The sequence below is a fragment of the Nonomuraea helvata genome, from assembly GCF_039535785.1.
In the GTDB taxonomy this organism is placed as follows: domain Bacteria; phylum Actinomycetota; class Actinomycetes; order Streptosporangiales; family Streptosporangiaceae; genus Nonomuraea; species Nonomuraea helvata.
Genome location: NZ_BAAAXV010000001.1, coordinates 3,024,301 through 3,044,999, shown reverse-complemented (window position 1 = coordinate 3,044,999; position 20,699 = coordinate 3,024,301). Strand labels below are relative to the sequence as shown.

At 71.2% G+C, this 20,699-nt stretch carries 25 protein-coding genes; 14 read left to right on the top strand and 11 right to left on the bottom strand.

What is annotated here, in order from left to right; genetic code table 11:
- The first annotated feature begins 72 nt into the window (after nt 1-72).
- The gene (locus ABD830_RS14115) at nt 73-1,575 is read left to right on the top strand and encodes an MFS transporter (RefSeq protein WP_344987210.1); all 1,503 of its coding nucleotides are present in this window, start codon (nt 73-75) and stop codon (nt 1,573-1,575) included.
- A 93-nt stretch (nt 1,576-1,668) separates the two neighbouring features.
- On the opposite strand, the gene ABD830_RS14110 is transcribed toward ABD830_RS14115, so the two are convergent.
- Nucleotides 1,669-2,085 carry a hypothetical protein gene (locus ABD830_RS14110; RefSeq protein WP_344987209.1) on the bottom strand — a complete coding sequence of 139 codons (417 nt, stop codon included), beginning with the start codon at nt 2,083-2,085 and terminating at the stop codon, nt 1,669-1,671.
- An 89-nt stretch (nt 2,086-2,174) separates the two neighbouring features.
- On the opposite strand from ABD830_RS14110, the gene ABD830_RS14105 reads away from it, so the two are divergent.
- Nucleotides 2,175-2,777, top strand: coding sequence for a TetR/AcrR family transcriptional regulator (locus ABD830_RS14105; RefSeq protein WP_344987208.1), 603 nt, complete (start codon nt 2,175-2,177; stop codon nt 2,775-2,777).
- A 24-nt stretch (nt 2,778-2,801) separates the two neighbouring features.
- Here ABD830_RS14105 and ABD830_RS14100 read toward each other — a convergent pair whose 3' ends face one another.
- Entirely contained in the window at nt 2,802-3,236 is a 435-nt protein-coding gene (locus ABD830_RS14100; RefSeq protein WP_344987207.1) for a nucleotide pyrophosphohydrolase, read from the bottom strand.
- A 41-nt stretch (nt 3,237-3,277) separates the two neighbouring features.
- Here ABD830_RS14100 and ABD830_RS14095 point away from each other — a divergent pair, with 41 nt between their 5' ends.
- The 3 genes from ABD830_RS14095 (at nt 3,278) to ABD830_RS14085 (ending at nt 5,349) form a co-directional block, all read left to right on the top strand.
- Nucleotides 3,278-3,724, top strand: coding sequence for a MarR family transcriptional regulator (locus tag ABD830_RS14095; protein ID WP_344987205.1), 447 nt, complete (start codon nt 3,278-3,280; stop codon nt 3,722-3,724).
- 32 nt (nt 3,725-3,756) lie between these two features.
- A complete protein-coding gene (locus ABD830_RS14090; RefSeq protein ID WP_344987203.1) occupies nt 3,757-4,566 on the top strand; it encodes an alpha/beta fold hydrolase in 810 nt (269 codons plus the stop codon).
- 102 nt (nt 4,567-4,668) lie between these two features.
- On the top strand, nt 4,669-5,349 hold the full coding sequence (locus ABD830_RS14085; RefSeq protein ID WP_344987201.1) for a helix-turn-helix domain-containing protein: 681 nt from the start codon (nt 4,669-4,671) through the stop codon (nt 5,347-5,349).
- Here ABD830_RS14085 and ABD830_RS14080 read toward each other — a convergent pair.
- The 3 genes from ABD830_RS14080 to ABD830_RS14070 are packed head-to-tail and all read right to left on the bottom strand — an operon-like array spanning nt 5,333 to nt 7,142.
- Entirely contained in the window at nt 5,333-5,959 is a 627-nt protein-coding gene (locus ABD830_RS14080) for an alpha-ketoglutarate-dependent dioxygenase AlkB family protein (RefSeq protein ID WP_344987199.1), read from the bottom strand. The genes ABD830_RS14085 and ABD830_RS14080 overlap by 17 nt on opposite strands.
- Before the next feature lie 17 nt (nt 5,960-5,976).
- Entirely contained in the window at nt 5,977-6,657 is a 681-nt protein-coding gene (locus ABD830_RS14075) for a 2OG-Fe(II) oxygenase (RefSeq protein ID WP_344987197.1), read from the bottom strand.
- Nucleotides 6,654-7,142, bottom strand: coding sequence for a methylated-DNA--[protein]-cysteine S-methyltransferase (locus ABD830_RS14070; protein ID WP_344987196.1), 489 nt, complete (start codon nt 7,140-7,142; stop codon nt 6,654-6,656). Before ABD830_RS14070 ends, ABD830_RS14075 begins: the two co-directional genes overlap by 4 nt.
- Nucleotides 7,143-7,242: 100 nt before the next feature.
- Here ABD830_RS14070 and ABD830_RS14065 point away from each other — a divergent pair, with 100 nt between their 5' ends.
- Nucleotides 7,243-8,046: an alpha/beta hydrolase gene (locus ABD830_RS14065; RefSeq protein WP_378520954.1), complete on the top strand. Its 804-nt coding sequence runs from the start codon at nt 7,243-7,245 to the stop codon at nt 8,044-8,046.
- A 20-nt stretch (nt 8,047-8,066) separates the two neighbouring features.
- Here the strand turns inward: ABD830_RS14065 and ABD830_RS14060 are convergent, their stop codons facing one another.
- Complete coding sequence (locus ABD830_RS14060) at nt 8,067-8,567, bottom strand: hypothetical protein (RefSeq protein ID WP_344987194.1); 501 nt, start codon at nt 8,565-8,567, stop codon at nt 8,067-8,069.
- Between the two features lie 96 nt (nt 8,568-8,663).
- Here ABD830_RS14060 and ABD830_RS14055 point away from each other — a divergent pair, with 96 nt between their 5' ends.
- Nucleotides 8,664-9,272: a maleylpyruvate isomerase family mycothiol-dependent enzyme gene (locus ABD830_RS14055; RefSeq protein WP_344987193.1), complete on the top strand. Its 609-nt coding sequence runs from the start codon at nt 8,664-8,666 to the stop codon at nt 9,270-9,272.
- A gap of 271 nt (nt 9,273-9,543) precedes the next feature.
- On the opposite strand, the gene ABD830_RS14050 is transcribed toward ABD830_RS14055, so the two are convergent.
- A complete protein-coding gene (locus tag ABD830_RS14050; protein WP_344987192.1) occupies nt 9,544-10,266 on the bottom strand; it encodes a TetR/AcrR family transcriptional regulator in 723 nt (240 codons plus the stop codon).
- A 92-nt stretch (nt 10,267-10,358) separates the two neighbouring features.
- Here ABD830_RS14050 and ABD830_RS14045 point away from each other — a divergent pair, with 92 nt between their 5' ends.
- Nucleotides 10,359-11,399, top strand: coding sequence for an amidohydrolase family protein (locus ABD830_RS14045; RefSeq protein WP_344987191.1), 1,041 nt, complete (start codon nt 10,359-10,361; stop codon nt 11,397-11,399).
- On the opposite strand, the gene ABD830_RS14040 is transcribed toward ABD830_RS14045, so the two are convergent.
- Nucleotides 11,362-12,318 carry an alpha/beta fold hydrolase gene (locus tag ABD830_RS14040; protein ID WP_344987190.1) on the bottom strand — a complete coding sequence of 319 codons (957 nt, stop codon included), beginning with the start codon at nt 12,316-12,318 and terminating at the stop codon, nt 11,362-11,364. The two genes, ABD830_RS14045 and ABD830_RS14040, sit on opposite strands and share 38 nt — an antisense overlap.
- A gap of 225 nt (nt 12,319-12,543) precedes the next feature.
- On the opposite strand from ABD830_RS14040, the gene ABD830_RS14035 reads away from it, so the two are divergent.
- From ABD830_RS14035 to ABD830_RS14025, 3 genes are read left to right on the top strand one after another with little or no spacing between them, the layout of a single operon-like run.
- Nucleotides 12,544-13,365, top strand: a complete 822-nt coding sequence (locus ABD830_RS14035; protein WP_344987189.1) for a CPBP family intramembrane glutamic endopeptidase — start codon at nt 12,544-12,546, stop codon at nt 13,363-13,365.
- Nucleotides 13,362-14,537, top strand: a complete 1,176-nt coding sequence (locus ABD830_RS14030; RefSeq protein WP_344987188.1) for a sensor histidine kinase — start codon at nt 13,362-13,364, stop codon at nt 14,535-14,537. Before ABD830_RS14035 ends, ABD830_RS14030 begins: the two co-directional genes overlap by 4 nt.
- Entirely contained in the window at nt 14,534-15,193 is a 660-nt protein-coding gene (locus ABD830_RS14025) for a response regulator (protein WP_344987187.1), read from the top strand. Before ABD830_RS14030 ends, ABD830_RS14025 begins: the two co-directional genes overlap by 4 nt.
- A 76-nt stretch (nt 15,194-15,269) precedes the next feature.
- Here the strand turns inward: ABD830_RS14025 and recQ are convergent, their stop codons facing one another.
- Together recQ and ABD830_RS14015 are read right to left on the bottom strand one after the other, a co-directional pair.
- A complete protein-coding gene (gene recQ, locus ABD830_RS14020; protein WP_344987186.1) occupies nt 15,270-17,081 on the bottom strand; it encodes a DNA helicase RecQ in 1,812 nt (603 codons plus the stop codon).
- 195 nt (nt 17,082-17,276) lie between these two features.
- A complete protein-coding gene (locus tag ABD830_RS14015; protein WP_344987185.1) occupies nt 17,277-18,437 on the bottom strand; it encodes an MFS transporter in 1,161 nt (386 codons plus the stop codon).
- 135 nt (nt 18,438-18,572) lie between these two features.
- On the opposite strand from ABD830_RS14015, the gene ABD830_RS14010 reads away from it, so the two are divergent.
- The 3 genes from ABD830_RS14010 (at nt 18,573) to ABD830_RS14000 (ending at nt 19,929) form a co-directional block, all read left to right on the top strand.
- Nucleotides 18,573-19,334, top strand: coding sequence for an SDR family NAD(P)-dependent oxidoreductase (locus tag ABD830_RS14010; protein WP_344987184.1), 762 nt, complete (start codon nt 18,573-18,575; stop codon nt 19,332-19,334).
- Between the two features lie 28 nt (nt 19,335-19,362).
- Nucleotides 19,363-19,608, top strand: a complete 246-nt coding sequence (locus ABD830_RS14005; RefSeq protein WP_344987183.1) for a type B 50S ribosomal protein L31 — start codon at nt 19,363-19,365, stop codon at nt 19,606-19,608.
- An 81-nt stretch (nt 19,609-19,689) separates the two neighbouring features.
- Nucleotides 19,690-19,929 carry a DUF3040 domain-containing protein gene (locus ABD830_RS14000; RefSeq protein WP_344987182.1) on the top strand — a complete coding sequence of 80 codons (240 nt, stop codon included), beginning with the start codon at nt 19,690-19,692 and terminating at the stop codon, nt 19,927-19,929.
- A 63-nt stretch (nt 19,930-19,992) separates the two neighbouring features.
- Here ABD830_RS14000 and ABD830_RS13995 read toward each other — a convergent pair whose 3' ends face one another.
- The gene (locus tag ABD830_RS13995) at nt 19,993-20,697 is read right to left on the bottom strand and encodes a maleylpyruvate isomerase family mycothiol-dependent enzyme (RefSeq protein WP_344987181.1); all 705 of its coding nucleotides are present in this window, start codon (nt 20,695-20,697) and stop codon (nt 19,993-19,995) included.
- Between the last annotated feature and the right edge of the window lie 2 nt (nt 20,698-20,699).

The window sequence follows — 20,699 nt, the reverse complement described above, 5'->3', positions numbered from 1 at the left end:
GGTCTTAAGCCCGCGGAAAGAACACCGGAAGCCCCTTACCGCACTGTGGAGGCAGCTGAAAGGGGAAACGAGATGAACACCAGCACACTCACCGGCACAACCACTGGCACACTCGCGGGCCGCCGGGAATGGACCGGCCTGGCCGTACTCGCCTCCGTGGCCCTGCTGCTCTCCATCGACGTCAGCGTGCTCTTCCTGGCGCTTCCGCACCTCAGCGCCGACCTCGGGGCCAGCGCGCCGCAGCAGCTCTGGATCATGGACGTGTACTCGTTCATGCTGGCCGGGTTCCTGGTCACCATGGGAACGCTGGGCGACAGGATCGGGCGGCGCAAGCTCCTGATGGTCGGGGCGGCGGCGTTCGGGACCGCCTCCGTGCTGGCCGCGTACTCAGTGAGCGCCGAGATGCTGATCGCCGCGCGGGCGCTGCTCGGCATCGCCGGGGCGACGCTGCTGCCGTCGTCGATGGCGCTGATCAGGAACATGTTCCGGGACGGCAAGCAGATGGGGACCGCGATCGCGCTCTGGTACGGCTGCTTCATGCTGGGCATGGCGGTCGGGCCGCTGGTGGGCGGGGCGCTGCTCGAGCACTTCTGGTGGGGGTCGGCGTTCCTGATGGGGGTGCCGTTCATGGTGCTGGTGCTGGGGGCCGCGCCGGCGCTGCTGCCCGAGTACCGCGACCCCGGCGCCGGGCGGCTCGACCTGGCCAGTGTGGCTCTGTCGCTCGCGACCATCCTGCCGGTCGTGTACGGGCTCAAGGAGATCGCCAGGAGCGGCTGGCACGCGGTGCCCGTGGCGGCGATCGTGGTGGGGGCCGCGTTCGGCGTGGTGTTCGTACGGCGGCAGCGCCGCCTCGCCGACCCCCTGCTGGACCTGCGGCTGTTCGCGAACCGGGCCTTCGCCACCACACTCGGGACCATGCTGCTCGCCGGCGTCGTGATGGCCGGGACGACGCTGATGGCCACCCAGTACCTGCAGACCGTCCAGGCGCTGTCCCCGCTGGAGGCCGGGCTCTGGCTCGTGCCGCAGAACCTGGCCATGATCGTCGCTCTGTCGCTGGCCCCGGCACTCGCCCGCCGCCTCGGTGTCGCGTACGTGATGGCCGGTGGGTTCGCGGTGGGCGCGGTCGGGCTGTTCCTGCACACGCAGGTGCCGAGCGTCGGAGGCACCGGGCTGGTCGTGGCCGGGCTGGTGCTCGCCTCCGCGGGCGTCGCGCTGCCGATGGGCGTGGGCAACGGCGTCATCATGACGGCCGCCCCCGCGGAGAAGGCCGGGTCCGCGGCGTCGCTGTCGGAGACCAGCGGCGAGTTCGGCGTCGCGGTGGGCGTGGCCGCACTGGGCAGCCTCGGCACCGCCGTCTACCGCGGGCGGCTTCCCGAGCACCTGCCGGTGGAGGCGGCGCGGGAGAGCATCACCGCCGCGGTGACGGCCGCCAAGGACCTGCCCGGCCTGCTGGACCTGGCGCGTGCCGCGTTCACCACGGGGCTCAACACGGTGGCGGCGATCAGTGCGGTCACCTTCCTCGGCCTGGCCGCCATCACGCTGGTGGCCCTGAGGCGGCACAACCCGACGACGTGACCCACTCGGACGCCATCGCCGGACCGGCCCCCGTGGTCGGTCCGGCGGCGTTCTCGTTCACGGTCTCGTTCTCGCTCAGGGCGGCGTTCTCGTTCACGGCGCCGACGAGGCCGGCGCGCGGCGCCGGGCGGCCAGCAGCATCGCGGCGGGCACCACGGCGAGGACGAACGGCGAAGGCTCGAACACCGCGGCCCCGCCCAGCGCCCAGAGGGCCACGCCGATCCCGAGGTACGGCGGCGGCACCTCCCCGCGCCGCCCGAACCCCACGACCAGCGCCCCGATCAGCCCCAGCGGCACCGCGAAGCTCCCCCAGACCAGCCAGAACGCCCCCACGTCCGGCGCGAGCCGCGACAGGTCGTCCGGCCCCGGCGGGAAGAACCACATCCCGCCGGCGAACCAGCTCGGGACGTGCTCGGCGCTCAGCACCCCGGTGAGGACGAGGTGCGCGCAGGCCAGGAAGACCAGCATCCCGCCCGCCCGCTTTACGGAAACGGAAGTATCGGAACTCATGGTTCCGAATAATGCGCCTGCCCGGGCCGGCGCGCAACGTCGGCTGCGTCACATTACGGATCCGATGGTTCCGTAATAGACTCGCCCTCATGAGGCAACCGTTGGGCCGTCCCAGGGACGGGCGGGTGGACGGGGCCATCGCCGCGGCGGCCCGCGAGCTGCTGGCCGAGCAGGGGTACGCGCAGCTCACCGTGGACGCCGTGGCGTCGCGGGCGGGCGTCGGAAAGGCCGCCATCTACCGCCGCCACGCCACCAAGCAAGCGATGATCTTCGCGGCCGTCATGCACGACCTGGAGCTGGAGACGCCGCCCGACGCCGGCTCGCTGGCCGCAGATCTCGCCGCGGTCACCCGCGTCATCGCCACCACTCTGACCGCGCCGCCGCCGGGCGTGGTGCCGGGGATGCTGGCCGACGTTCACGCGGATGAGGGGATGGCGGCGGCGTTCGCGGAGACGTTCGTCAAGGCCGAGCGTGACTGCGTGACCGAGGTGCTGGACCGTGCGGTGGGGCGGGGGGAGCTGGCGCACCGGCCGGATCCGGCGCGGGTGCACGCCATGCTGCTGGGGCCGATCTTCGCCTGGCTGTTCCTGCTCCTCGAGGAGCGCGCCCGGCTACCGCGGCTCGCCGAGGCGCTGGCCGCCGACGTGGCCCACAGCCTGACGACCGGCCCCGGCCGGGCGCGGGACGCCTGACCTCCGGCGCCGAAGCGCGCCGGGTCAGGCGTCGTGCGGAGGCCGGCCGTCGTGCGCAGGTGGGCTGTCGGGCTGAGGCCGGTCGTCGTGCGGAGGCGGGCTGTCGTGCGGGAACGGCGGCGCCTTCTCGGCCGAGCCGCGGTAGCGGTCGGCGGCGTAGCGGCGGTCGTTCTCCTCGAGCTTGGCCTGCGCCGCCTCCACCAGGTCCACGCCGAGCACGTCGGCCAGCCGGATCAGGTAGAGGGTCACGTCCCCCAGTTCGGTGCGCATCCTGGCGAGCGCGTCGGGGCCGGGGCTCCTGGACTCGTCGGCCGTCAGCCACTGGAACTCCGCCACCAGCTCCCCGACCTCGCCCGCCAGCGCCATCGCCAGGTTCTTCGGCGTGTGGAACTGCTCCCAGTCCCTGACCCTGGCGAACTCGCGCAGGCGTACGGCAAGGCGCTCCAACTCCGTCGTCACGTCGAACGACCTTACCGACGCCCGCCGGTATGTTGCTGCTCGTGAATGGGGTCGAGCTGTTCCTGTTGGGCCGGACACTGATGAAGATCGGCGAGGAGGCGATGCCGACCGAGGGCATCGGTGAGCACTCCACGAGCGTGCGTACCGTCCTGATCGTCGCGAGCGATCTGCGTGGGCACCCGGACACCACCGTGGGCGAGATCGCCGCCCGTACCGGCCTGCCGCAGAGCGCCGTGTCGGCGGCCGTCGCGCGGCTGCGCACCGCGGGCGCGGTGATCACTGAGACGGACCCCGCGGACCGGCGGCGGACCATCATCCGTGAGGCCCCCAAGGTGTCCGACCGGGTGGCCGAGGTACGGGACGCCTCGATCGACGCCGCGCTGGCCGCCGCTCTGGGCACGGACGATCCCGCACGCGTGAGTGTGACCGTGGCGATGCTAGAGGAGCTGGCTGCGCGGCTGATCCCGGAAATAATGCATCGAAGTTGATGTATCTAATTTGATGGATTATCGTGATCTGCATGAACGCAGACCTCCTTCACGTGCCGGGCGCCGACCTCTACTACGAGACACGCGGCACCGGTCCGCTCCTGCTGATCTCCCAGAGCGGCGAGGGCGACGCGGGCCGCAGCGTCGACCTGGTCGATCGGCTGGTGGACGAGTACACGGTGATCACGTACGACCGGCGCGGGCTCAGCCGCAGCACCATCCACGACCCCGAGGCCGGAGTGAGCGTGCGGCAGCACGCCGATGACGTGCACCGGCTCCTGGCCCACCTCACCGACCAGCCCGTGATCATGCTGGGCCAGAGCCTGGGCGCCTCCATCGGGCTCCACCTGGCCGTCGAGCACCCGGAGCAGATCGGTCTGCTCATCGCGCACGAGCCCGTCTCGCCCTGGCTGCTGCCCGAGGCCGAACGCGCCGAGCACCGGGCGGAGCTGACCGAGCTCCAGAAGGTCTACGTCGAAGGCGGCCTGCCCGCCGCGATCGGCCAGGTCAAGCGGGTGCTCGGCATCACCGAGGACGCCGAGGCCGACCTGACCCCCCAGCCCATGACAGCCCAGCGGCAGGCGAACTTCGACTTCTTCATCCGCCGCGACTTCACGGCCGTCGTGCAGGACGAGCTGGACCTGAGCGGCTGCCGTACCCGCATCCTGCCCGCGACCGGCCGCACCACCCCGCAGCACGTCTTCGACCACCGGTGCGCGGTCGAGCTGGCCAAGCTGCTCGGCACCGAGCTGGTGGAGTTCCCGGGCGGCCACAACGGCAACACCAGCCACCCTCGCGCGTACGCGGCCCGGCTCCGCGAGGTGCTCCAGGGCGTCAGCTGACCCGCGCAGGTCCTTCTTCCACCAGGGGCCTTCTCCTCGCCACGCCGGCGCTGACCGTCGTGGTGGCTCGATGCCTGCTCTCACCAGGGTTAGGCTGCCCCAATGGAGTTGAAAGATCAGGTGCGTGAGCTGCGGGCTCAGGGCCGCTCTCCGAAGGAGATCGCCAAGGCGCTGAAGGTGGCGCCGTCCGTGGTGGCGCCGCTCGTGCGGGCCATCGCCGCGGAGAGCCCCGCCGTCGACCCAGAGGTGGTCGGGTGCTGGGTCAACGTCGGCTGGAGCGAGGGGCTCACCGTCGATCCCGCCCGCGGGTGGGTGGACGAGGCGCCGGAGTCGGGCACGGGCGGCATGGTCTGCGTGCTGGTCGCCCGGCGGCACACCTGGGACAAGATGACCGTCTGCGGCTATCTCGCCGACGTCTACTGCCTCGGGCTGAAGAACGCCATCGGCCCCGACGTCCTCGACGAGCGCGAGCTCGCGCGCTTCCGCCAGTACTTCTTCGGCGAGTACGCGGGCTGGCAGGAGGTGCCGTTCGAGCTGGCCAAGAACATCGTGTTCGGGTCGATCGACTTCGCCCGCACGCTCGGGTTCGAGGCGCACGAGGACTTCGCGCCCCTCGCCGACGACATGCTGGGCAAGTGGGAAGGCGACTCGGCGATCACGTTCGGCCGCAACGGCAAGCCGTTCTACGTGCAGGGGCCGGACGACAAGCCCCAGCGGGTCCTGCAGATCCTGCGCCGCAAGCTCACCGACGAGGAGTTCGACTACCTCATCGTAGACCCGTGACCCGCATCGTGATGTTGAGGCGGCCGGAGGCCAGCCCGGTGGCGGGATCGCCGGTGCCCGGATAGACCTTCGGCACGCCGTGGTAGGCGAAGCGCGACGGCCCCCCGAACACGAACAGGTCGCCCGAGGCGAGCTCGACGTCCGTGTACGGCCGGCCGCGCGTCTCCGTGTTGCCGAAGCGGAACAGGCACCGGTCGCCGATGCTCAGCGACACCACCGGGGCGTCCGACTTCTCGTCCTTGTCCTGGTGCATGCCCATCTTCGCCTGGTCGTCGTAGAAGTTGATCAAGGCGGTGTCGGGCTCGTACGTCTCGCCGGCCGCCCCGTACGCGTCGGCCAGGGCGCGGCGCCCCAGGTCGCCGAGCCAGCCGGGGAAGCCGGCCACCCGGCGGCCGTTCACGTCGTGGGCGACGCGCGTGTACCGGTACGGCTGCCAGTGCCAGCCCACGCAGACTGTCCGCACCGACATGACGCCGCCCCTGGGCAGCACGGTATGCCGGATCGGCACCGGGCCCATGGCCCATTCGCGGCACGCCCGGACGAGGTGGCGCTGCTCGTCCAGCGTGAGCCACCCGGGCACGTGCACCGCGCCGGGCGCTATCTCCCGCATCGTCCACCCCTTCCTGGTCAGCTGGCGTCGTGGAAGACGAGCCCCAGCGTATGACGCAGCCCGGACCGGACAGTGCTCACTCCGTGCCGCACAGGAGAGGCCGACCAGCCCCGCGACGACCGTACGGGCCGGTCGCGAGTGGTGAAGATCAGCCCGTGTCCCTGCGGCAGCACGGTGACCGTGCCCCGCGACTGGGCCCGCGGCCGCTGCTCCACCAGCAGGAACTCGCCTCCGGTGTAATCCTCGCCCGGCCGGTCGAGCCCGATCACGACCTGCAACGGGAACACCAGGTCGCCGTAGAGGTCGCGGTGCAGCGCGTTCCAGTCGTCGCGCTCGTACCGCAGCAGGATGGGCGTCGGCTTGGTCTGCCCGGCCCGGTGGCACATGTCGAGCCACTCGCCGAAGTCGTCCGGCCACGGCGCGGGCCATCCCAGCTTGCTCGCCCAGTCACGGGCGATCGGCAGCAGTTGCGGATAGAGCTCCGCCCGCAGCCTCTCCACCAGCGGCGGGAACGGCCGGTCGAAGTACCGGTACTGCCCGGCCCCGAACCGGAACCGCTCCATGTCGATGGTGGACCGGAACAGCCCCGCCTCGTCGTACAGGCCGGCGATCTCCTTGCACTCCTGCGGGGTGAGCAGCGGCGGCGTGAGCGCGCACCCGTAGGCGTTGACCTCCTCCGTCAGCTTCTCCCAGTTCATGAGCGCACGCTCCAGAGCTGCGGCTGCAGGGCGCCTTCGAGGGTGAGCAGCTCGTGCTTGCGCTCGAGCCCGCCCGCGTACCCGGTCAGCGTGCCGTCCGCGCCGACGACGCGGTGGCAGGGGCGGACGATGAGCAGCGGGTTAGCGCCGATGGCCGCGCCGACCGCGCGGATGCGGTCACGTGGCGCGCCGATGCGCGCGGCGAGCGCGCCGTAGGTCGTCGTGGTCCCGTACGGCAGCGCCGCCACCTCCGCCCACACCCGCTCCTGGAACGGGGTCCCGTGGGAGGCGAGCGGCAGGTCGAACGTCATCCGCTCGCCCGCGAAGTACTCGGCGAACTGCCGCTCGGCCTCGGCGAACGCGGCCGGATCCCGCTTCAGGCCCTCTCGCGTGCCCACGTCGAACGACACGCGCGTCAGCGCCGAGCCGTCACCGGCGAGCAGGATCTCACCCAGCGGGCTGTCGATCGTGGTGTAGATGTCCATGTTCTCTACAACACCGACGGGCGCGCGAAAGTCAGCGGTTTTCGGACATCGCAGCATCGCCGTGGACGGCGTGGCGATGATCAGCGTAGCCTCGGTGACCATGGCGGAGTCGCGCGAGCACACCTTCACCGGCACCAAGGGCCTCAACACGGTCCGCGAGTGGCCCCATGACCGCCCCCGATACGTCGCCGTCCTCATCCACGGGTACGGCGAGCACATCGGCCGCTACGAGTACGTCGCCGACCGGCTCGTCCGGCACGGCGCCGCCGTCTACGGCCTCGACCACATGGGTCACGGCAGGTCGGCGGGGGACCGGGTGCTCGTCGCGGACTTCGAGGACGTGGTCACGGACGTGCACGCCGTCGAGGAGCGCGCCAGGGCCGACCACCCCGGCGTCCCCGTCGTGGTGATCGGCCACTCCATGGGCGGCATGATCGCCGCCCGCTACGCCCAGCGGTACGGCGACGGGCTGGCCGCGCTCGTGCTGTCAGGGCCGGTGATCGGCGCATGGGAGATCGTCCCGACGCTGCTGGCCTATGAGGAGCTGCCGGACGCCCCCGTCGACCCGGCCACCCTCTCACGCGACCTCTCGGTGGGGGACGCGTACGCCGCCGACCCGCTGGTGTGGCACGGCCCGTTCAAGCGGGCCACGCTGGAGGCGTTCGCCACGACGCTGGCCGCCATCGCCAAGAGTGGCAGCCTCGGGCCGCTGCCCACGCTCTGGGTGCACGGGGCCGACGACGAGCTCGTCCCGCTGAGCGGCAGCCGTCCCGGCATCGAGGCGATCAAGGGTGCGGACCTGGCCGAGCGGATCTACGAGGGCGCCAGGCACGAGGTCTTCAACGAGACCAACAAGGACGAGGTCCTGGACGACGTGACGAACTTCGTCGACCGGGCTATTTAGACCGGCCTATTTAGACCGGGCTATTTAACGGAGAGCCACACGTACCCGGAGCCCCGCGTGCGGGTGAGCTCGATCTTCCAGCAGCCGCGCTTCGGGAACACGAACCCCGTGCCCCATTCCTCGCCCGGCCGGTGCCAGTTCGACCCGCCGTGCTCCTCGGGACCCCAGGCGAGCCTGGCCGGCGTACCGTCGGCAAGCGCCGCCCTGACCCGCAGCGGCCCCTCACCGGTCATCCGCCACACGATCTTGATCTCTTTGCGGCTGGCGAGCGGCGGGCCGGGGGCGAACAGCAGCCCCCACAGCTCCGCGTCCCGAGCCGTCCCGCGCACCTCCGGGAACCCTTCACTGAGGATCACCGAGGTCCCGTTGCACGCCGCCCTGGTGGCCGTCGGACTCGGGGTGATGACCGGGATGTCAGAGCTCGGGACGGCGGACCTCGCCACGGGGGCGGGGGCGGGGGCGCCGGTCCCGGCCGAACACCCGACGACCAGCAAGAGCATCGCCACCATCAACTGCTTCATTGAACCTCCTTGCTCTCTCTACTCGGGATCGGCGCAGGAGGTTCCGGCCGATGAGTTTTCCCCATCCGCGAGGTCTGCATGGGGTGAGGAGGCGATATGTGCGAGCAGACATCGGCATCGGCCGCGGGGGTGGCGCTGCTGGAGCGGGCGATCGAGTACGCGCTGGGCAGCCTGCGCATCGTCACGACGGCAGCCCTCTGCCGGGCGACACCCTGTGCGGACTGGAACCTCCAGCGTCTGCTCGACCACCTGGCCGACTCGCTCCAGACCCTGAACGCCGCCGCCACCGGCCGCATCGCCCTGCCACCGGCGATCTCAAGGGGCGCCTGCCGCAATCCGGCGCTCCTCCTCCGGGACGGCGCCACCGAAGTGCTGGCCCTGTGGACGGCCACTCTCGCGAGCAACCGGACCGGGGGCGCCCCTCCGGGGAACCAGATGATCGCCATAGCCGACCACCACCTCACGAGCCCGGTGGTGGCCGCGGTGGGCGCGATCGAGATAGCCGTGCACGGCTGGGACGTGGCCAGATCCTGCGGCGAACACCGCCCGATCCCGTCCCTGATGGCCGACGAACTGCTGGACCTGGCCCAGCTGTTCGTCACCGGGGACGACCGGCCGCACCGGTTCGCCCCGCGCGTGACCGTGTCCCCGCACGCCCCCGCCGAGGACCGCCTCCTGGCCTACCTCGGCCGCGATCCGAATTGATCAACAGCCCCCCTGACCAGCGCGGCAACCCCAACCTCAAGGACAGAACACCCAGCCCCGGGCACCATTTCCCGCTCACACGCCGTACGATCATCTGGTACGGCAAGTTAAAGGCGCTCGTCATCGCGAGCCCGACACGCGTCCGGCCGGTTGCCAGCGGGGCGGCGAGCTGATCGCCGCGACCAGGCCGACAACGTGGTGGCGACGACCGTTCTTCGTGCGGCCGTCGCCACCACCACGCCCGCCGCTCCCTGTCCGTTCGCAGGGATCGCTATGCGGACAGTCGATCCAGCCATTCCGTCAGTAGCCGTTGTTCGGCGTGGCTGAGAGCGTTCTGGTCGGGCAGTGCGGCGCGCAGGGCGCGGGCGGCGCCGGCCGGGCCCTGCTCCTGCACGGCCGGCTCCTGGGTGGTGACGGCGGTGATCATCGCTTCGCGCAGCGCGAGGAGGAGGGCGGGGTTGCGCTGGGGCTCGGGCAGGGACAGCCAGGTCAGGACGGCACCGCGTGCGCTGGCGTGGATGATCTGGGCCGCGAGGTCCTCCTCGACGCGCAGCAGGCCCGCGACGGCCAGGCGGCGGATGCGCTGCATGAGGAGTTCGAGGCCGATCCGGAAGACGGTGGACCTGGTGGGCTCGCCGTACATCAGCGCGTACAGGGCGGGGTTGGCCAGTCCGAACTCGACGGCGATGTCCCAGCCGACGCGTAGTTCCTTGATCGGGTCCTGCGGGTCGGGGTCGATGTGCTTGGCGGCCAGGAACCGGGTGAAGCCGTGCTCGGCCACGGCGTCGAGCAGCCCCTCCTTGTCGCCGAACAGCCGGTAGAGGGCCGGTGGTTGCAGTCCGGCGGCGTCGGCGACCGCGCGGGTGGTGATCGCGTCGCGGCCCCCGCGCTCCAGCAGGTCGATCGCGACGTCGATGATCCGGCGGCGGGTCTGCTCGCGCGCTGTGGCGCTGGGCTCCGCGGCAAGCCCTGCGGGGTTCGGGTCGACCGGCATGTATCGATGATAACAGGTAGATGTTGACGCCGTTAGTAACGGTGATACCGTTGCTCCTCTTCCACCGGAAACACCAGTGCAAGGAGCGTCACATGTCCGACCGCCTGCGGATCATCGGAGTGGAAGAGACCGTCGTCGTACCCGCCGTCCACGAGGCGTATCAGCGGGCCGGATCGCCACAGATCCCGGCTCGCGGCTTCGGCGACGGTCCGATCGCCGAGAACCTGCGCGAGACCGGTGAGCAGCGGCTGGCGCACATGGACGACCAGGGCATCGACGTCGCCGTGCTGTCCCTGTCGTCGCCGGGCGTGCAGGACCTGCCGGAGGCCGACGCGATCACGGTGGCCCGTGAGGCCAACGACCAGCTCGCGGAGATCGTCGCCGCGCGCCCCGACCGTTTTCAGGCGTTCGCCGCGATCCCCACCCAGTCGCCGGCCGCGGCCGCGGCCGAGCTGGAGCGCGCGGTGGGCGAGCTGGGCTTCCCCGGCGCCATGCTGTACGGCCGCACCGGGGACAAGCTGGCCGACCACCCGGACAACGACGAGCTGTACGCCACCGCCGAACGGCTCCGTGTGCCGCTGCACTTCCACCCGCAGCTGCCGGTCCAGCCGGTGATCGACGCCTACTACTCCGGCATCGGCCCGATCGGCGCCCCGCTGGCCGGAGCGGCGATCGGCTGGTACTACGACCTGGGCGTGCAGTACCTGCGGATGATCTTCTCGGGTGTCTTCGACCGGTTCCCCGACCTGCAGGTGATCGCTGGGCACTGGGGCGAGGTCGTCATGTTCTACCTCGACCACACCGGATTCTTCGCCCAGGCAGGCGGCCTTCAGCGGCCGCTCGCGGACTACTTCAAGCAGAACTTCTGGGTCGCGGGCAGCGGCACCAACAGCCCCCGCTACCTGCGCTGGACCGCCGAGGTCATGGGCACCGACCGGATGCTGTACTCCACCGACTACCCCTTCACCTACGGCTTCCGCCCCGGCGGCTTCCCCTATGTCGACACCAGCAAGGGCGCCGCCCGCGCCTTCCTGGAGGACGCGCCCTTCACCGACGAGCAGAAGGCCGACATCGCCCACCGCAACTGGGAACGCCTCACCGCCCGCGCGTTTGACGTGCGGCCTGCTCGGTGACGCGTTCGATGGCCTGGACGGCGACATCGGGCTGGTCGACATAGATGTAGTGCCCGCTCTTCTTGGCCGTGCTCAGCTTGCCGCCGCTGGACAGCGCAAGCCATTTGCGCTGGCCTGCGGCCCACGCCTGCTCCAGGCGCGGCCCGTACTCGGGGACGGCCGCGAGGTACGGCTTCCCGTGCTGGATCACCTCCACCGGGATGTTCCCTGCGGAACGGACCTTGCCGTCGGTGATGACGAGCTTCTCCGGGTTCTCGCCCTGGAATATCGCCAGGTTCTGTGCGCGCAACTCGGCCGCGGGGCCGGTGGCGGACTCGGGGATCACCTTCGTGATGTCGTCCACCATGGTCGGCGGGGTGGCGTCCATCAGGACCAGCCCCTTGACCCTGTCCTGGTGGTCGGGTGCGTACCTGGCGGCGATCAGCCCGCCCAGCGAGTGCCCGGCCAGGACAACCGGGCCGTCGCCGGCGACGCGGTCGAGCACCCCGGTCAGGATCTTCCCGGTGCCGGCGAAGCTCTGAGGGCCGTCCGGCCGGTCGCTCGCGCCCGCGCCGAGCCGGTTGTAGGAACAGACCCGGTGCTGCCTGCTCAGCGTCTTCTGGATGGCGGCCAGCTTGTCCAGCCCATCGCCTCCTCCGTGCATCAGGACGACGACCGGCCGGCCTTTCTCCGGGTCGCCCGAACACGACACGTTCACCGACCGGCCCGCGACATCGATTTTCTCGGTCCCGGAGATCGGGGCGGCATCGGCTGTCCGCGTGGCGGGGGCGAGGGGGTCCCAGTTCTCCATCGCGTCGCCGTCGCAGCCGGCGGCCCCCGCGCCGAGCACGGTGCAGCACAGCGCGGCCACAACGGATGTCTTGATCTTGCGGAGCATGAGGTCCTCCAGTGAGGGAATCGGCGCCGGGACGATGCGCACGGCGGTGTAGCGGGGAAGTCGGGCGGAGCGCCGTGACTGGGTCGTAACGCTACGGATCGGGGCGGTCCGGGATCGTCCCCGTGTGGTGGACATTCGCCGGTAGCTCGTGCGAGGGACAGGCGAATGTCCACCGTGCGGGGACGATTCCAGGCCGCCGGATCCCTAGCGTTTCTCGGCGTAGCGGCGGTGCCCCGTCGCGGAGTCCCCCCAGGTAAGGGAGTCGTCATGCGGTTGTTGAAACAGCTCGTGCCCGTCGCGGTGGTCGCCTTCGCAGGGAGCGCGATCGTGGGCGCGGTGCAGGGGAGCTCGCTCCTCACCCTGCTCTTCGGCGTCGCGACGGCCGTGCTCACCGTGCTCGTGTACGCCCGCATGGTGCGGTGGTCCGAGCGCCGGGCACCGGTGGAGGTGGCGGCGCAGGGCGCCGCCCGCGCCATCGCGCGAGGGGCGCTGATCGGGGTCGCATTGTTCGCGGCCGTCATCGCGAACATCGCTCTCGTGGGCGGCTACCGGATCGACGGCCAGGGCTCGGTGGCGGGCGCGGTCGGGCTGCTCGGCTTCATGGCCGCCGCCGCGGTGACGGAGGAAGTGCTGTTTCGCGGCATCCTGTTCAGGATCGTCGAGGAACGCACGGGGACGTGGCCGGCGCTGGCGCTGACCGGCCTGCTGTTCGGCCTGTCGCACCTGTTCAACCCGCACGCCAACCTGTGGGGCGCGATCGCCGTCGCGGTCGAGGCGGGCGGCATGCTCGCCGCCGCCTACGCCGCCACCCGCACCCTGTGGGTGCCGATCGGCGTGCACTTCGGCTGGAACTTCGCGGCGGCCGGCATCTTCAGCGCCGAGGTCTCGGGCAACGGTGCGACGCAGGGGCTGTTGCACGGCGTGACGTCGGGCCCGGCCCTGCTCACGGGCGGCGAGTTCGGGCCGGAGGCGAGCCCGTACGCGGTGGTGTTCGGCCTGCTGCTGACGGTCGTGTTCATGTGGCTGGCCCGCCGGCGCGGCAACGTGGTCCCGATCCGGCGCGGCGCGACCGCTACGCTCGCCCAGTGATCGATCTACGGCGGGTCACGGACCTGTGGCGGCGGAGCGACGCCGTGGTCCGGGATTTACCGTTCGGCCTGCTGCTGGCCGTCGTATCGCTCCTGCCGGCGCTCCACGGCAAGGGGACGCAGGTCGGCGACCTGCCGGCCCGGCCCTTCGACGCGCTGGCGTTCGTGGTGATCGCCCTGGAGTCCCTTCCGCTCGCCGTGCGCCGGCGGTGGCCGGCCGTGTGCCTGGCCCTGGTGTCGCTCGGCTTCGTCCTCGACCAGCTCCACGCCTACCACGTGTTCGCGAGCAACGCGATGCCCATCGCGCTCATCAGCGCGGGCGCCCACCTGGAGCGTCACCGGCGCGTCACCGTGGTCCTCCTCTCCATGGCGTACGTGCCGCTGGCGCTCGCGCTCGCCCGGCTCGGCGCGAGCGAGAAGGTGGAGGGGTACGTGGTGTTCTACCTGGCCCTCGCCCTCGCGTGGGGCATCGGGGCCTGGCTGCGCTCCACCCGCGCCACCGAGGCGGAACGCCGCCGCCACGTCGCCGAGGCCACCCGCGCCGCCGAACGCACCCGGATCGCCCGCGAGCTCCACGACGTCGTGACACACCACGTGACGGCGATGGTCGTGCAGGCCGAGGCGGCCCGCTACCTGACGGCCGCGCCGGATCGCCTCGACGCGACGCTGAGCGCGATCACCGACACCGGCCGGCGGGCCATCACCGACCTGCGGCACATGCTCGACCTGCTCAAAGCCGATCACGACACCGACGTCAGCATGCCGTCCGCCGGCGAGCTCCACACGCTCGTGGAGCAGACCCGCCAAGCCGGGCAGCCGGTGGAGTTCGCCGAGGAGGGCAGCCCGGCGGAATCGGCGGGCAGCGCCGAGTTCGTGACCTATAGGGTCGTCCAGGAAGCCCTGACGAACGCCCTCAAATACGCCCACGGCAGCCCCACCGCGGTCCGGGTGCGCTACGGCGAGAAGGAGATCAGCGTGGTGGTCAGCACCGACGGCCCCGGCTCCAGCACCGACGGCGCCGGCTCCAGGGCCGCCTCTCCCGGCGGGAGCGGGCGGGGCCTGGCCGGGCTCCGCGAGCGGGTGGACGCCCTGGGCGGCGAGTTCAGCGCCGACCGGCAGGCGGGCGGCGGCTTCGTGGTACGGGCCCGCATCCCCGCGGGGAGCCGGTCGTGAGCTCGCCGGTCCGGGTTCTGGTCTGCGACGACCAGGCGCTGATCCGCACCGGGTTCGCGACGATCATCGATGCGCAGCCGGACCTGGAGGTGGTGGGCGAGTGCGGCGACGGCCGCGCCGCGGTCGACCTCGCCCACCGGCTGAGCCCCGACATCGTGGTGATGGACGTGCGGATGCCGGTGCTCGACGGCATCGGGGCGACCCGCCTGCTGGCCGGCGCGGGGGTCGAGAATCCGATCAAGGTACTCGTGGTGACGACGTTCAACCTGGACGAGTATGTCTACGAGGCGCTGCGTGCGGGGGCAAGCGGGTTCCTGCTCAAGGACGCGCCGCCGGCGCAGCTCCTGCACGGCATCCGCACGGTCGCCTCGGGCGCCGCGCTGCTGGCTCCCGAGGTGACGCGGCAGCTCGTCGGCAGGTACGCCTCCCGGATCCGCCCGGCCCAGGACACGCCCGACGAGACCGCGCTGACCCCGCGCGAGCTGGAGGTGCTGCGCCTCATCGCCGACGGCCTGTCCAACAGCGAGATCGCCGCCACGCTGGTGCTCAGCCAGGAGACCGTCAAGACGTACGTGTCGCGCATCCTGACCAAGCTCGACCTGCGTGACCGCGTGCAGGCGGTGGTCTACGCCTACCGCAGGGGCCTGGTGACCTGAGGCACAGGGGTCTGGTGGCCTGAGGCGCAAGGCCTTGTGGCCTGAGCGCACTGCCCGGCCCGCTGCGCCCGGTGCCTCAGGCGTCCTCGCGGAGGACCTCAAGCAGCTGCTCCCCGTATTTCGCCAGCTTGTTCTCCCCGACGCCGTTGATCCCGCTCAGCTCGACGACCGAGGACGGCCGGACGGTGGCGATCTCCCTCAACGTCGCGTCGTGGAAGATGACATAGGCGGGCACCCCCTGCTCCTTCGCCGTGGCGGCCCGCCACGAGCGGAGCCGTTCGAAGAGCGGGGCGGCGTCGGCGGACAGCTCGGCCACCGCCTTGTCCTTGGCAGAAGCCGCCGCCTTGGCCCGGACCGGGCGCAGGGTGTCGCGGCGCAGCAGCACCTCGTGCTGCCCTCGCAGCACCGCCGCGCTGGCGTCGGTCAGCACCAGCGCCCCGTAGTCGGACTCCACCGCCAGCAGCCCCTGCGCCAGCAGCTGCCGCACCACGCCGTGCCACTCCGCGTTGCCGAGGTCCGCGCCCACCCCGAACACGGACAGCGTCTCGTGGCCGTGCTGCAGCACCTTGGCCGTCTTCTTGCCGAGCAGGATGTCGACCACCTGCCCCACCCCGAACTTCTGCCGCCGCTCCCGTGCCAGCCGCAGCACGGTCGAGAGCACCTTCTGGGCGGCGATCGTGCCGTCCCACGACTCCGGCGCCGTCTGGCAGGTGTCGCAGTTTCCGCACGGCTCGGCGCCCTTCTGCCCGAAGTAGTCGAGCAGCATCACCCGGCGGCAGCCCACGGTCTCGCACAGCGCCAGCATGGCGTCGAGATGGAGCACCTGGCGGCGGCGGTGTGCCTCGTCGCCCTCCATGGCCATGCGGCGGTGCTGGACGACGTCCTGGAGGCCGTACGCCATCCACGCCGTGGCGGGCAGACCGTCGCGGCCCGCGCGCCCGGTCTCCTGGTAGTAGCCCTCGACCGACTTCGGCAGGTCGAGGTGGGCGACGAAGCGCACGTCGGGCTTGTCGATGCCCATGCCGAACGCGATCGTGGCCACCACGATCAGCCCGTCCTCCCGCAGGAACCGGGCCTGGTGGGTGGCGCGGGTGCGGGCGTCGAGCCCCGCGTGGTACGGCACCGCCGCGATGCCGTTGTCCACCAGGAACTCGGCGATCTTCTCGACCGAGGAGCGCGACAGGCAGTAGACGATGCCCGACTCGCCGGGGTGCTCGGTGCGCAGGAACTCCAGCAGCTGCCGCTTGGGCTCGCTCTTGGGCGTGATGCGGTAGTGGATGTTGGGCCGGTCGAAGCCGGCGACGAAGTGGCGGGCCTGGTCGAGGCCGAGCCTGGAGGAGATCTCGGCATGGGTGGCCGGGGTGGCGGTGGCGGTCAGCGCGATGCGCGGCACCTCCGGCCAGCGCTCGCGCAGCGTGGACAGCTCGAGGTAGTCGGGGCGGAAGTCGTGCCCCCACTGCGCCACGCAGTGCGCCTCGTCGATGGCGAACACCGAGATCTCGCCCTTGCTCAGCAACCGCAGCGTGGCGTCGACCCGCAGCCGCTCGGGGGCGAGGTAGAGCAGGTCGAGCTCGCCGGCCAGGAACTCGGACTCGACCAGCTGCCGTTCGTCGAAGTCCTGCGTCGAGTTGAGGAACCCCGCCCGCACGCCGAGCGCGCGCAACGCGTCGACCTGGTCCTGCATCAACGCGATCAGCGGGGAGATGACCACCCCCACGCCACGCCGCACCAGCGCGGGGATCTGGTAGCAGAGCGATTTGCCGCCGCCGGTGGGCATGAGGACGAGCGCGTCGCCGCCGGTCACGACATGGTCGATGATCTCCTGCTGTCCCGCCCTGAACGAGTCGTAGCCGAACACGCGGTGCAGAACCTCGGTGGGGGTATCCATGCGGCTACCTTACGTGTTCGGGGGTGAACGTTTCGTGAGTTCCGCCCACGGCGATCGGACCCGCCTGCGGCCTCCGGACGGCGCCCCACCAGTCTGCCCGACCGATCCCGGTAACCGCGCCACCGCGGCCTTCCCCATCCACCCCGCTCGTGTGGTGGGAGGGTGCAGGTGCGGGGCGCGGACGGAAAGAGGTGATCAGGCGGGGGCAGGGCCTGGGCGGATGCCGCGGTCGTAGGCCACCAGGGAGAGGGCGCCGAGCGCGCATGCCGCCGCCACCGCCCCCATGACGGCCGGGTACCCGGCGAACTGGGCGATCCCCGCCGCCAGCAGCGGCGCGACCGCCTTGGCCGCCGTGATGGGCAGCGCGAGCGCCCCGCTCAGCGACGCGTACGCCCCCGTGCCGTACCGGTCGGCCAGCAGCGCGGGCCGGGCGATGGTCGCCACCCCGAACCCCAGCCCGAACAGCACGATGGCGGCCACGGCCCCCGGCAGGCTCCGCCCCACCAGGGGCAGGAGCACCGCCGCCAGCCCCTGCAGCCCGAACATGACGGCAGTGGTCAGGGCCACCGGCCACCGCCCCTGCAACCCCGTGGTGACGAGCCGCCCGGTGACGGACAGCACCCCGAGCAGCCCCGCCGCGCCGGCCGCGAACACGGGCGGATGTCCGAGGGCGATCAGGTACGTGACCAGCAGTATCCCCATGACCGCGGCCGCGCCCGTCTGGGTGAGGAAGGCCGCCGCCAGCAGCCAGAAGGGCCGCTCGCGCAGTGCCGCCCCGACGATCTCACGCCGGTCGGCACGCGGCGGCGTCCTCCGGCTCCGCACCGCCAGCGCGTGCAGCGGGACCGAGGTCAGCACGTATCCGACGGCCAGGATGACCAGCGCCTGCCGCCACCCGTACAGGTGGACGAGAAAGCCTGTCAGCGGCAGGAAGATGGTGGACGCGAACCCCGCCACGACCGTCACCGCGAGTAACGCGCGCGCCCGCCTGGTCGCGTCGAACCAGGCCACGATCACCGCGAACGCCGCCTCGTACAGCACCATCGCCGACGCCAGGCCCAGCACCCCGCAGACCAGGTACAGCTGCGTGACGGAGCGCACCTGGGACCACGCCAGCACCGCCAGACCGCCGAGCGCCGAGCCCACGGTCATCAGTCCGCGGCCGCCGTGACGGTCCAGCCAGCGCCCGATGACCGGTGCCACCACCCCCGACACCAGCACGGCCAGCGTGATCGCCCCGGTGAGCTGCGCGACGCCCGCGTGCAGGTCGCGGGACATCGGCGGGATGAACACAGAGAAAGCGTAATAGAGCACGCCGTAACCGGCGGTCTGCGTGATAGAGAGTGCGCCGATCATCCAAACATGGGACTTCGAGCCGGCTGTGTCGACCACGCCGAGAATAGTTCCCGTTCACCGGGGGGAAATACAGTGATAAAAGTCACTTCATCCGATCAGTGCAAACGGATTGTGAAATAGGAATAACGTCGAGTCATGAGTTTTTCCTACGTCGTGACCGGCGGCGGACGCGGAATTGGAAAGGCCGTGGTAGGACGGCTGCTCGGCGAGAAGGACACCGTCGTGGCCGTCGAACGCGACCCCGACGCGCTCTCCTGGGCCGGCCCCAGGGTCGTCCCCGTGATCGGCGACGCGGCCGACGAGGAGGTCGCCGCCTGGGCCGCCGATCTGGCCCAGGAATCGGGCACCCTGCGCGGCTGGGTCAACAACGCGGCCGTGTTCCGGGACGCGTCCGTCCATTCCGAGCCGATCTCCGAGGTCAGGGCCCTGATCACGGCGAACCTCGACCTCGCCGTCGTGGGCTGTGCCACCGCCGTGCGCCACTTTCTCGCGGCCGGTACGCCCGGCGCCATCGTCAACATCACCTCGCACCAAGCCACCAGGGCGGTGCCCGGCAGCCTCCCGTACGCGACCGCCAAAGCCGCCACGGAGGGCCTGACGAGGTCGCTGGCCGTGGAGTACGGCAGGCACGGCATCAGGGTCAACGCCGTGGCCCCGGGCTCGGTGGCCACGGAGCGGTACGAGGCGTTCCTGGCCTCCCATACGCCCGAGGGGCGCCAGGCGGTCGAGGAGCAGCTCGCCAGGCTGCACCCCTTGGGCCGGGTCGCCAGCCCTGCGGAGGTGGCTTCCGTCGTGGCGCATCTCCTCTCGGACGAGGCCGCGTTCGTCAACGGCGCCACCATCCCCGTGGACGGCGGGCGTACGGTGCTCGGACTCGATCCGGAAGCGCGGGAATGAAAACCGTTGTCGCCCGGTTGAGAGGGGCATGAAGAAGAACCTGCACCCCGCGTACCGTCCCGTCGTCTTCCGCGACCCCAGCGTCGGCTACGCCTTCCTCACCCGCTCCACCCTCGCCTCCGATCAGACCGTCGAGTGGGAGGACGGCAGGACGTACCCCGTCGTCGACGTGGACGTCTCGTCCGCCAGCCACCCCTTCTACACCGGCCGCGGCCGCATTCTCGACTCCGCGGGTCGCGTCGAGCGCTTCAACCAGCGTTATGGGAGGAAGTGACGTCTGTCCGGAACAGGCGGGCATGCCTGCGCTACTGGTGGGTAAAAGGGGGTCACCGGCATCGGAGCAGTGGTGATGGCGATGAGTCTCTCTGGAAAGGAACGCCGCATTCTCGCTGAGATCGAGCAGGCCCTTGAGCGAGAGGACCCCGAGCTGGCCAAGCGTGTCGCGGCGATCAACAAGATCGAGTCCGACGGGGACATCTTCCCCCAGGCGTACGGTGATCGCCTGCGCATGTGGGCGCTGGCACACGTCTGGATGATCTTCGCCGTCGGGGCGCTGATGATCGTGCTGCTCCTGCTGGCCGTCCTGACCACCTGACCCCCGCCGCCGTTGCCGGACCCCCGGACCCCCCCGAACCCCGGGCCCCCGATCCTCCGGTCGTCAGGCGAGGCACCTCAGGGCGGAGACGATACGCGGCTCGATCCCGTGCGAGGCGGGCAGGCGCCCGACCGTGGCCTCCACGAACTCCGGGTACGACAGCGAGGCGGTGACCCCGTTCACGGCGCCCCAGATCTCGTCGGCCGTCTGCTCCACCTGCACCTTGGCCTCCTGCTCCGCCAGCACGAACCGCCCCACGGCCACCCGCCAGAACGTCCTGTCGTCGGCCTCGGAGTCGGCGACGGGCGCGCCGACGTCGTCGGCGTGGGTGGCGTACTCGGAGGAGTAGTGGAAGGCCTGCAGGCCGCACGGATAGGGCCCGGCCATCGTGTCGATCTGCGCGTCGGGCCCGAGCTCCCGCATGCGCCGCCGCGTCTCGCCGTTCTTGGTCCGCCACTCCTCGAGCACGTCCTCCACGGGCAGGTCGCGCCGCTGTCGCACCGACCACTCGTTGAAGTCGTTGTACCCGGCCACGCCGGACGTGGAGAGCCGGGTCAGCAGATCCTCTACGGTCCCGTCGAGACAGGCGTGGTTGTAGAGCTCCTCTCCGGCCAGGTGCGCCAGCACGTCCCGTACCGACCAGCCCTCGCAGCGGGACGGCCGCTGCCAGCCGGCCTCGTCGAGCCCGCTGAAGAACCGGTCGAGCCGCGCCGCCTCGGCGTCGAAGATGTCGAACGGATTGAAGTCTTTGAGCAGGTCGTCGGCCATAC

Bases quoted from the DNA above. Each gene is read 5' to 3' on its own strand.
- ABD830_RS14115 (WP_344987210.1), top strand. From the start codon at position 73: ATGAACACCAGCACACTCACCGGCACAACCACTGGCACACTCGCGGGC.
- ABD830_RS14110 (WP_344987209.1), bottom strand. From the start codon at position 2,085: ATGAGTTCCGATACTTCCGTTTCCGTAAAGCGGGCGGGCGGGATGCTG.
- ABD830_RS14105 (WP_344987208.1), top strand. From the start codon at position 2,175: ATGAGGCAACCGTTGGGCCGTCCCAGGGACGGGCGGGTGGACGGGGCC.
- ABD830_RS14090 (WP_344987203.1), top strand. From the start codon at position 3,757: ATGAACGCAGACCTCCTTCACGTGCCGGGCGCCGACCTCTACTACGAG.
- ABD830_RS14085 (WP_344987201.1), top strand. From the start codon at position 4,669: ATGGAGTTGAAAGATCAGGTGCGTGAGCTGCGGGCTCAGGGCCGCTCT.
- ABD830_RS14080 (WP_344987199.1), bottom strand. From the start codon at position 5,959: ATGCGGGAGATAGCGCCCGGCGCGGTGCACGTGCCCGGGTGGCTCACG.
- ABD830_RS14075 (WP_344987197.1), bottom strand. From the start codon at position 6,657: ATGAACTGGGAGAAGCTGACGGAGGAGGTCAACGCCTACGGGTGCGCG.
- ABD830_RS14070 (WP_344987196.1), bottom strand. From the start codon at position 7,142: ATGGACATCTACACCACGATCGACAGCCCGCTGGGTGAGATCCTGCTC.
- ABD830_RS14065 (WP_378520954.1), top strand. From the start codon at position 7,243: ATGGCGGAGTCGCGCGAGCACACCTTCACCGGCACCAAGGGCCTCAAC.
- ABD830_RS14060 (WP_344987194.1), bottom strand. From the start codon at position 8,567: ATGAAGCAGTTGATGGTGGCGATGCTCTTGCTGGTCGTCGGGTGTTCG.
- ABD830_RS14055 (WP_344987193.1), top strand. From the start codon at position 8,664: ATGTGCGAGCAGACATCGGCATCGGCCGCGGGGGTGGCGCTGCTGGAG.
- ABD830_RS14050 (WP_344987192.1), bottom strand. From the start codon at position 10,266: ATGCCGGTCGACCCGAACCCCGCAGGGCTTGCCGCGGAGCCCAGCGCC.
- ABD830_RS14045 (WP_344987191.1), top strand. From the start codon at position 10,359: ATGTCCGACCGCCTGCGGATCATCGGAGTGGAAGAGACCGTCGTCGTA.
- ABD830_RS14035 (WP_344987189.1), top strand. From the start codon at position 12,544: ATGCGGTTGTTGAAACAGCTCGTGCCCGTCGCGGTGGTCGCCTTCGCA.
- recQ (WP_344987186.1), bottom strand. From the start codon at position 17,081: ATGGATACCCCCACCGAGGTTCTGCACCGCGTGTTCGGCTACGACTCG.
- ABD830_RS14015 (WP_344987185.1), bottom strand. From the start codon at position 18,437: ATGATCGGCGCACTCTCTATCACGCAGACCGCCGGTTACGGCGTGCTC.
- ABD830_RS14010 (WP_344987184.1), top strand. From the start codon at position 18,573: ATGAGTTTTTCCTACGTCGTGACCGGCGGCGGACGCGGAATTGGAAAG.
- ABD830_RS14005 (WP_344987183.1), top strand. From the start codon at position 19,363: ATGAAGAAGAACCTGCACCCCGCGTACCGTCCCGTCGTCTTCCGCGAC.
- ABD830_RS14000 (WP_344987182.1), top strand. From the start codon at position 19,690: ATGAGTCTCTCTGGAAAGGAACGCCGCATTCTCGCTGAGATCGAGCAG.
- ABD830_RS13995 (WP_344987181.1), bottom strand. From the start codon at position 20,697: ATGGCCGACGACCTGCTCAAAGACTTCAATCCGTTCGACATCTTCGAC.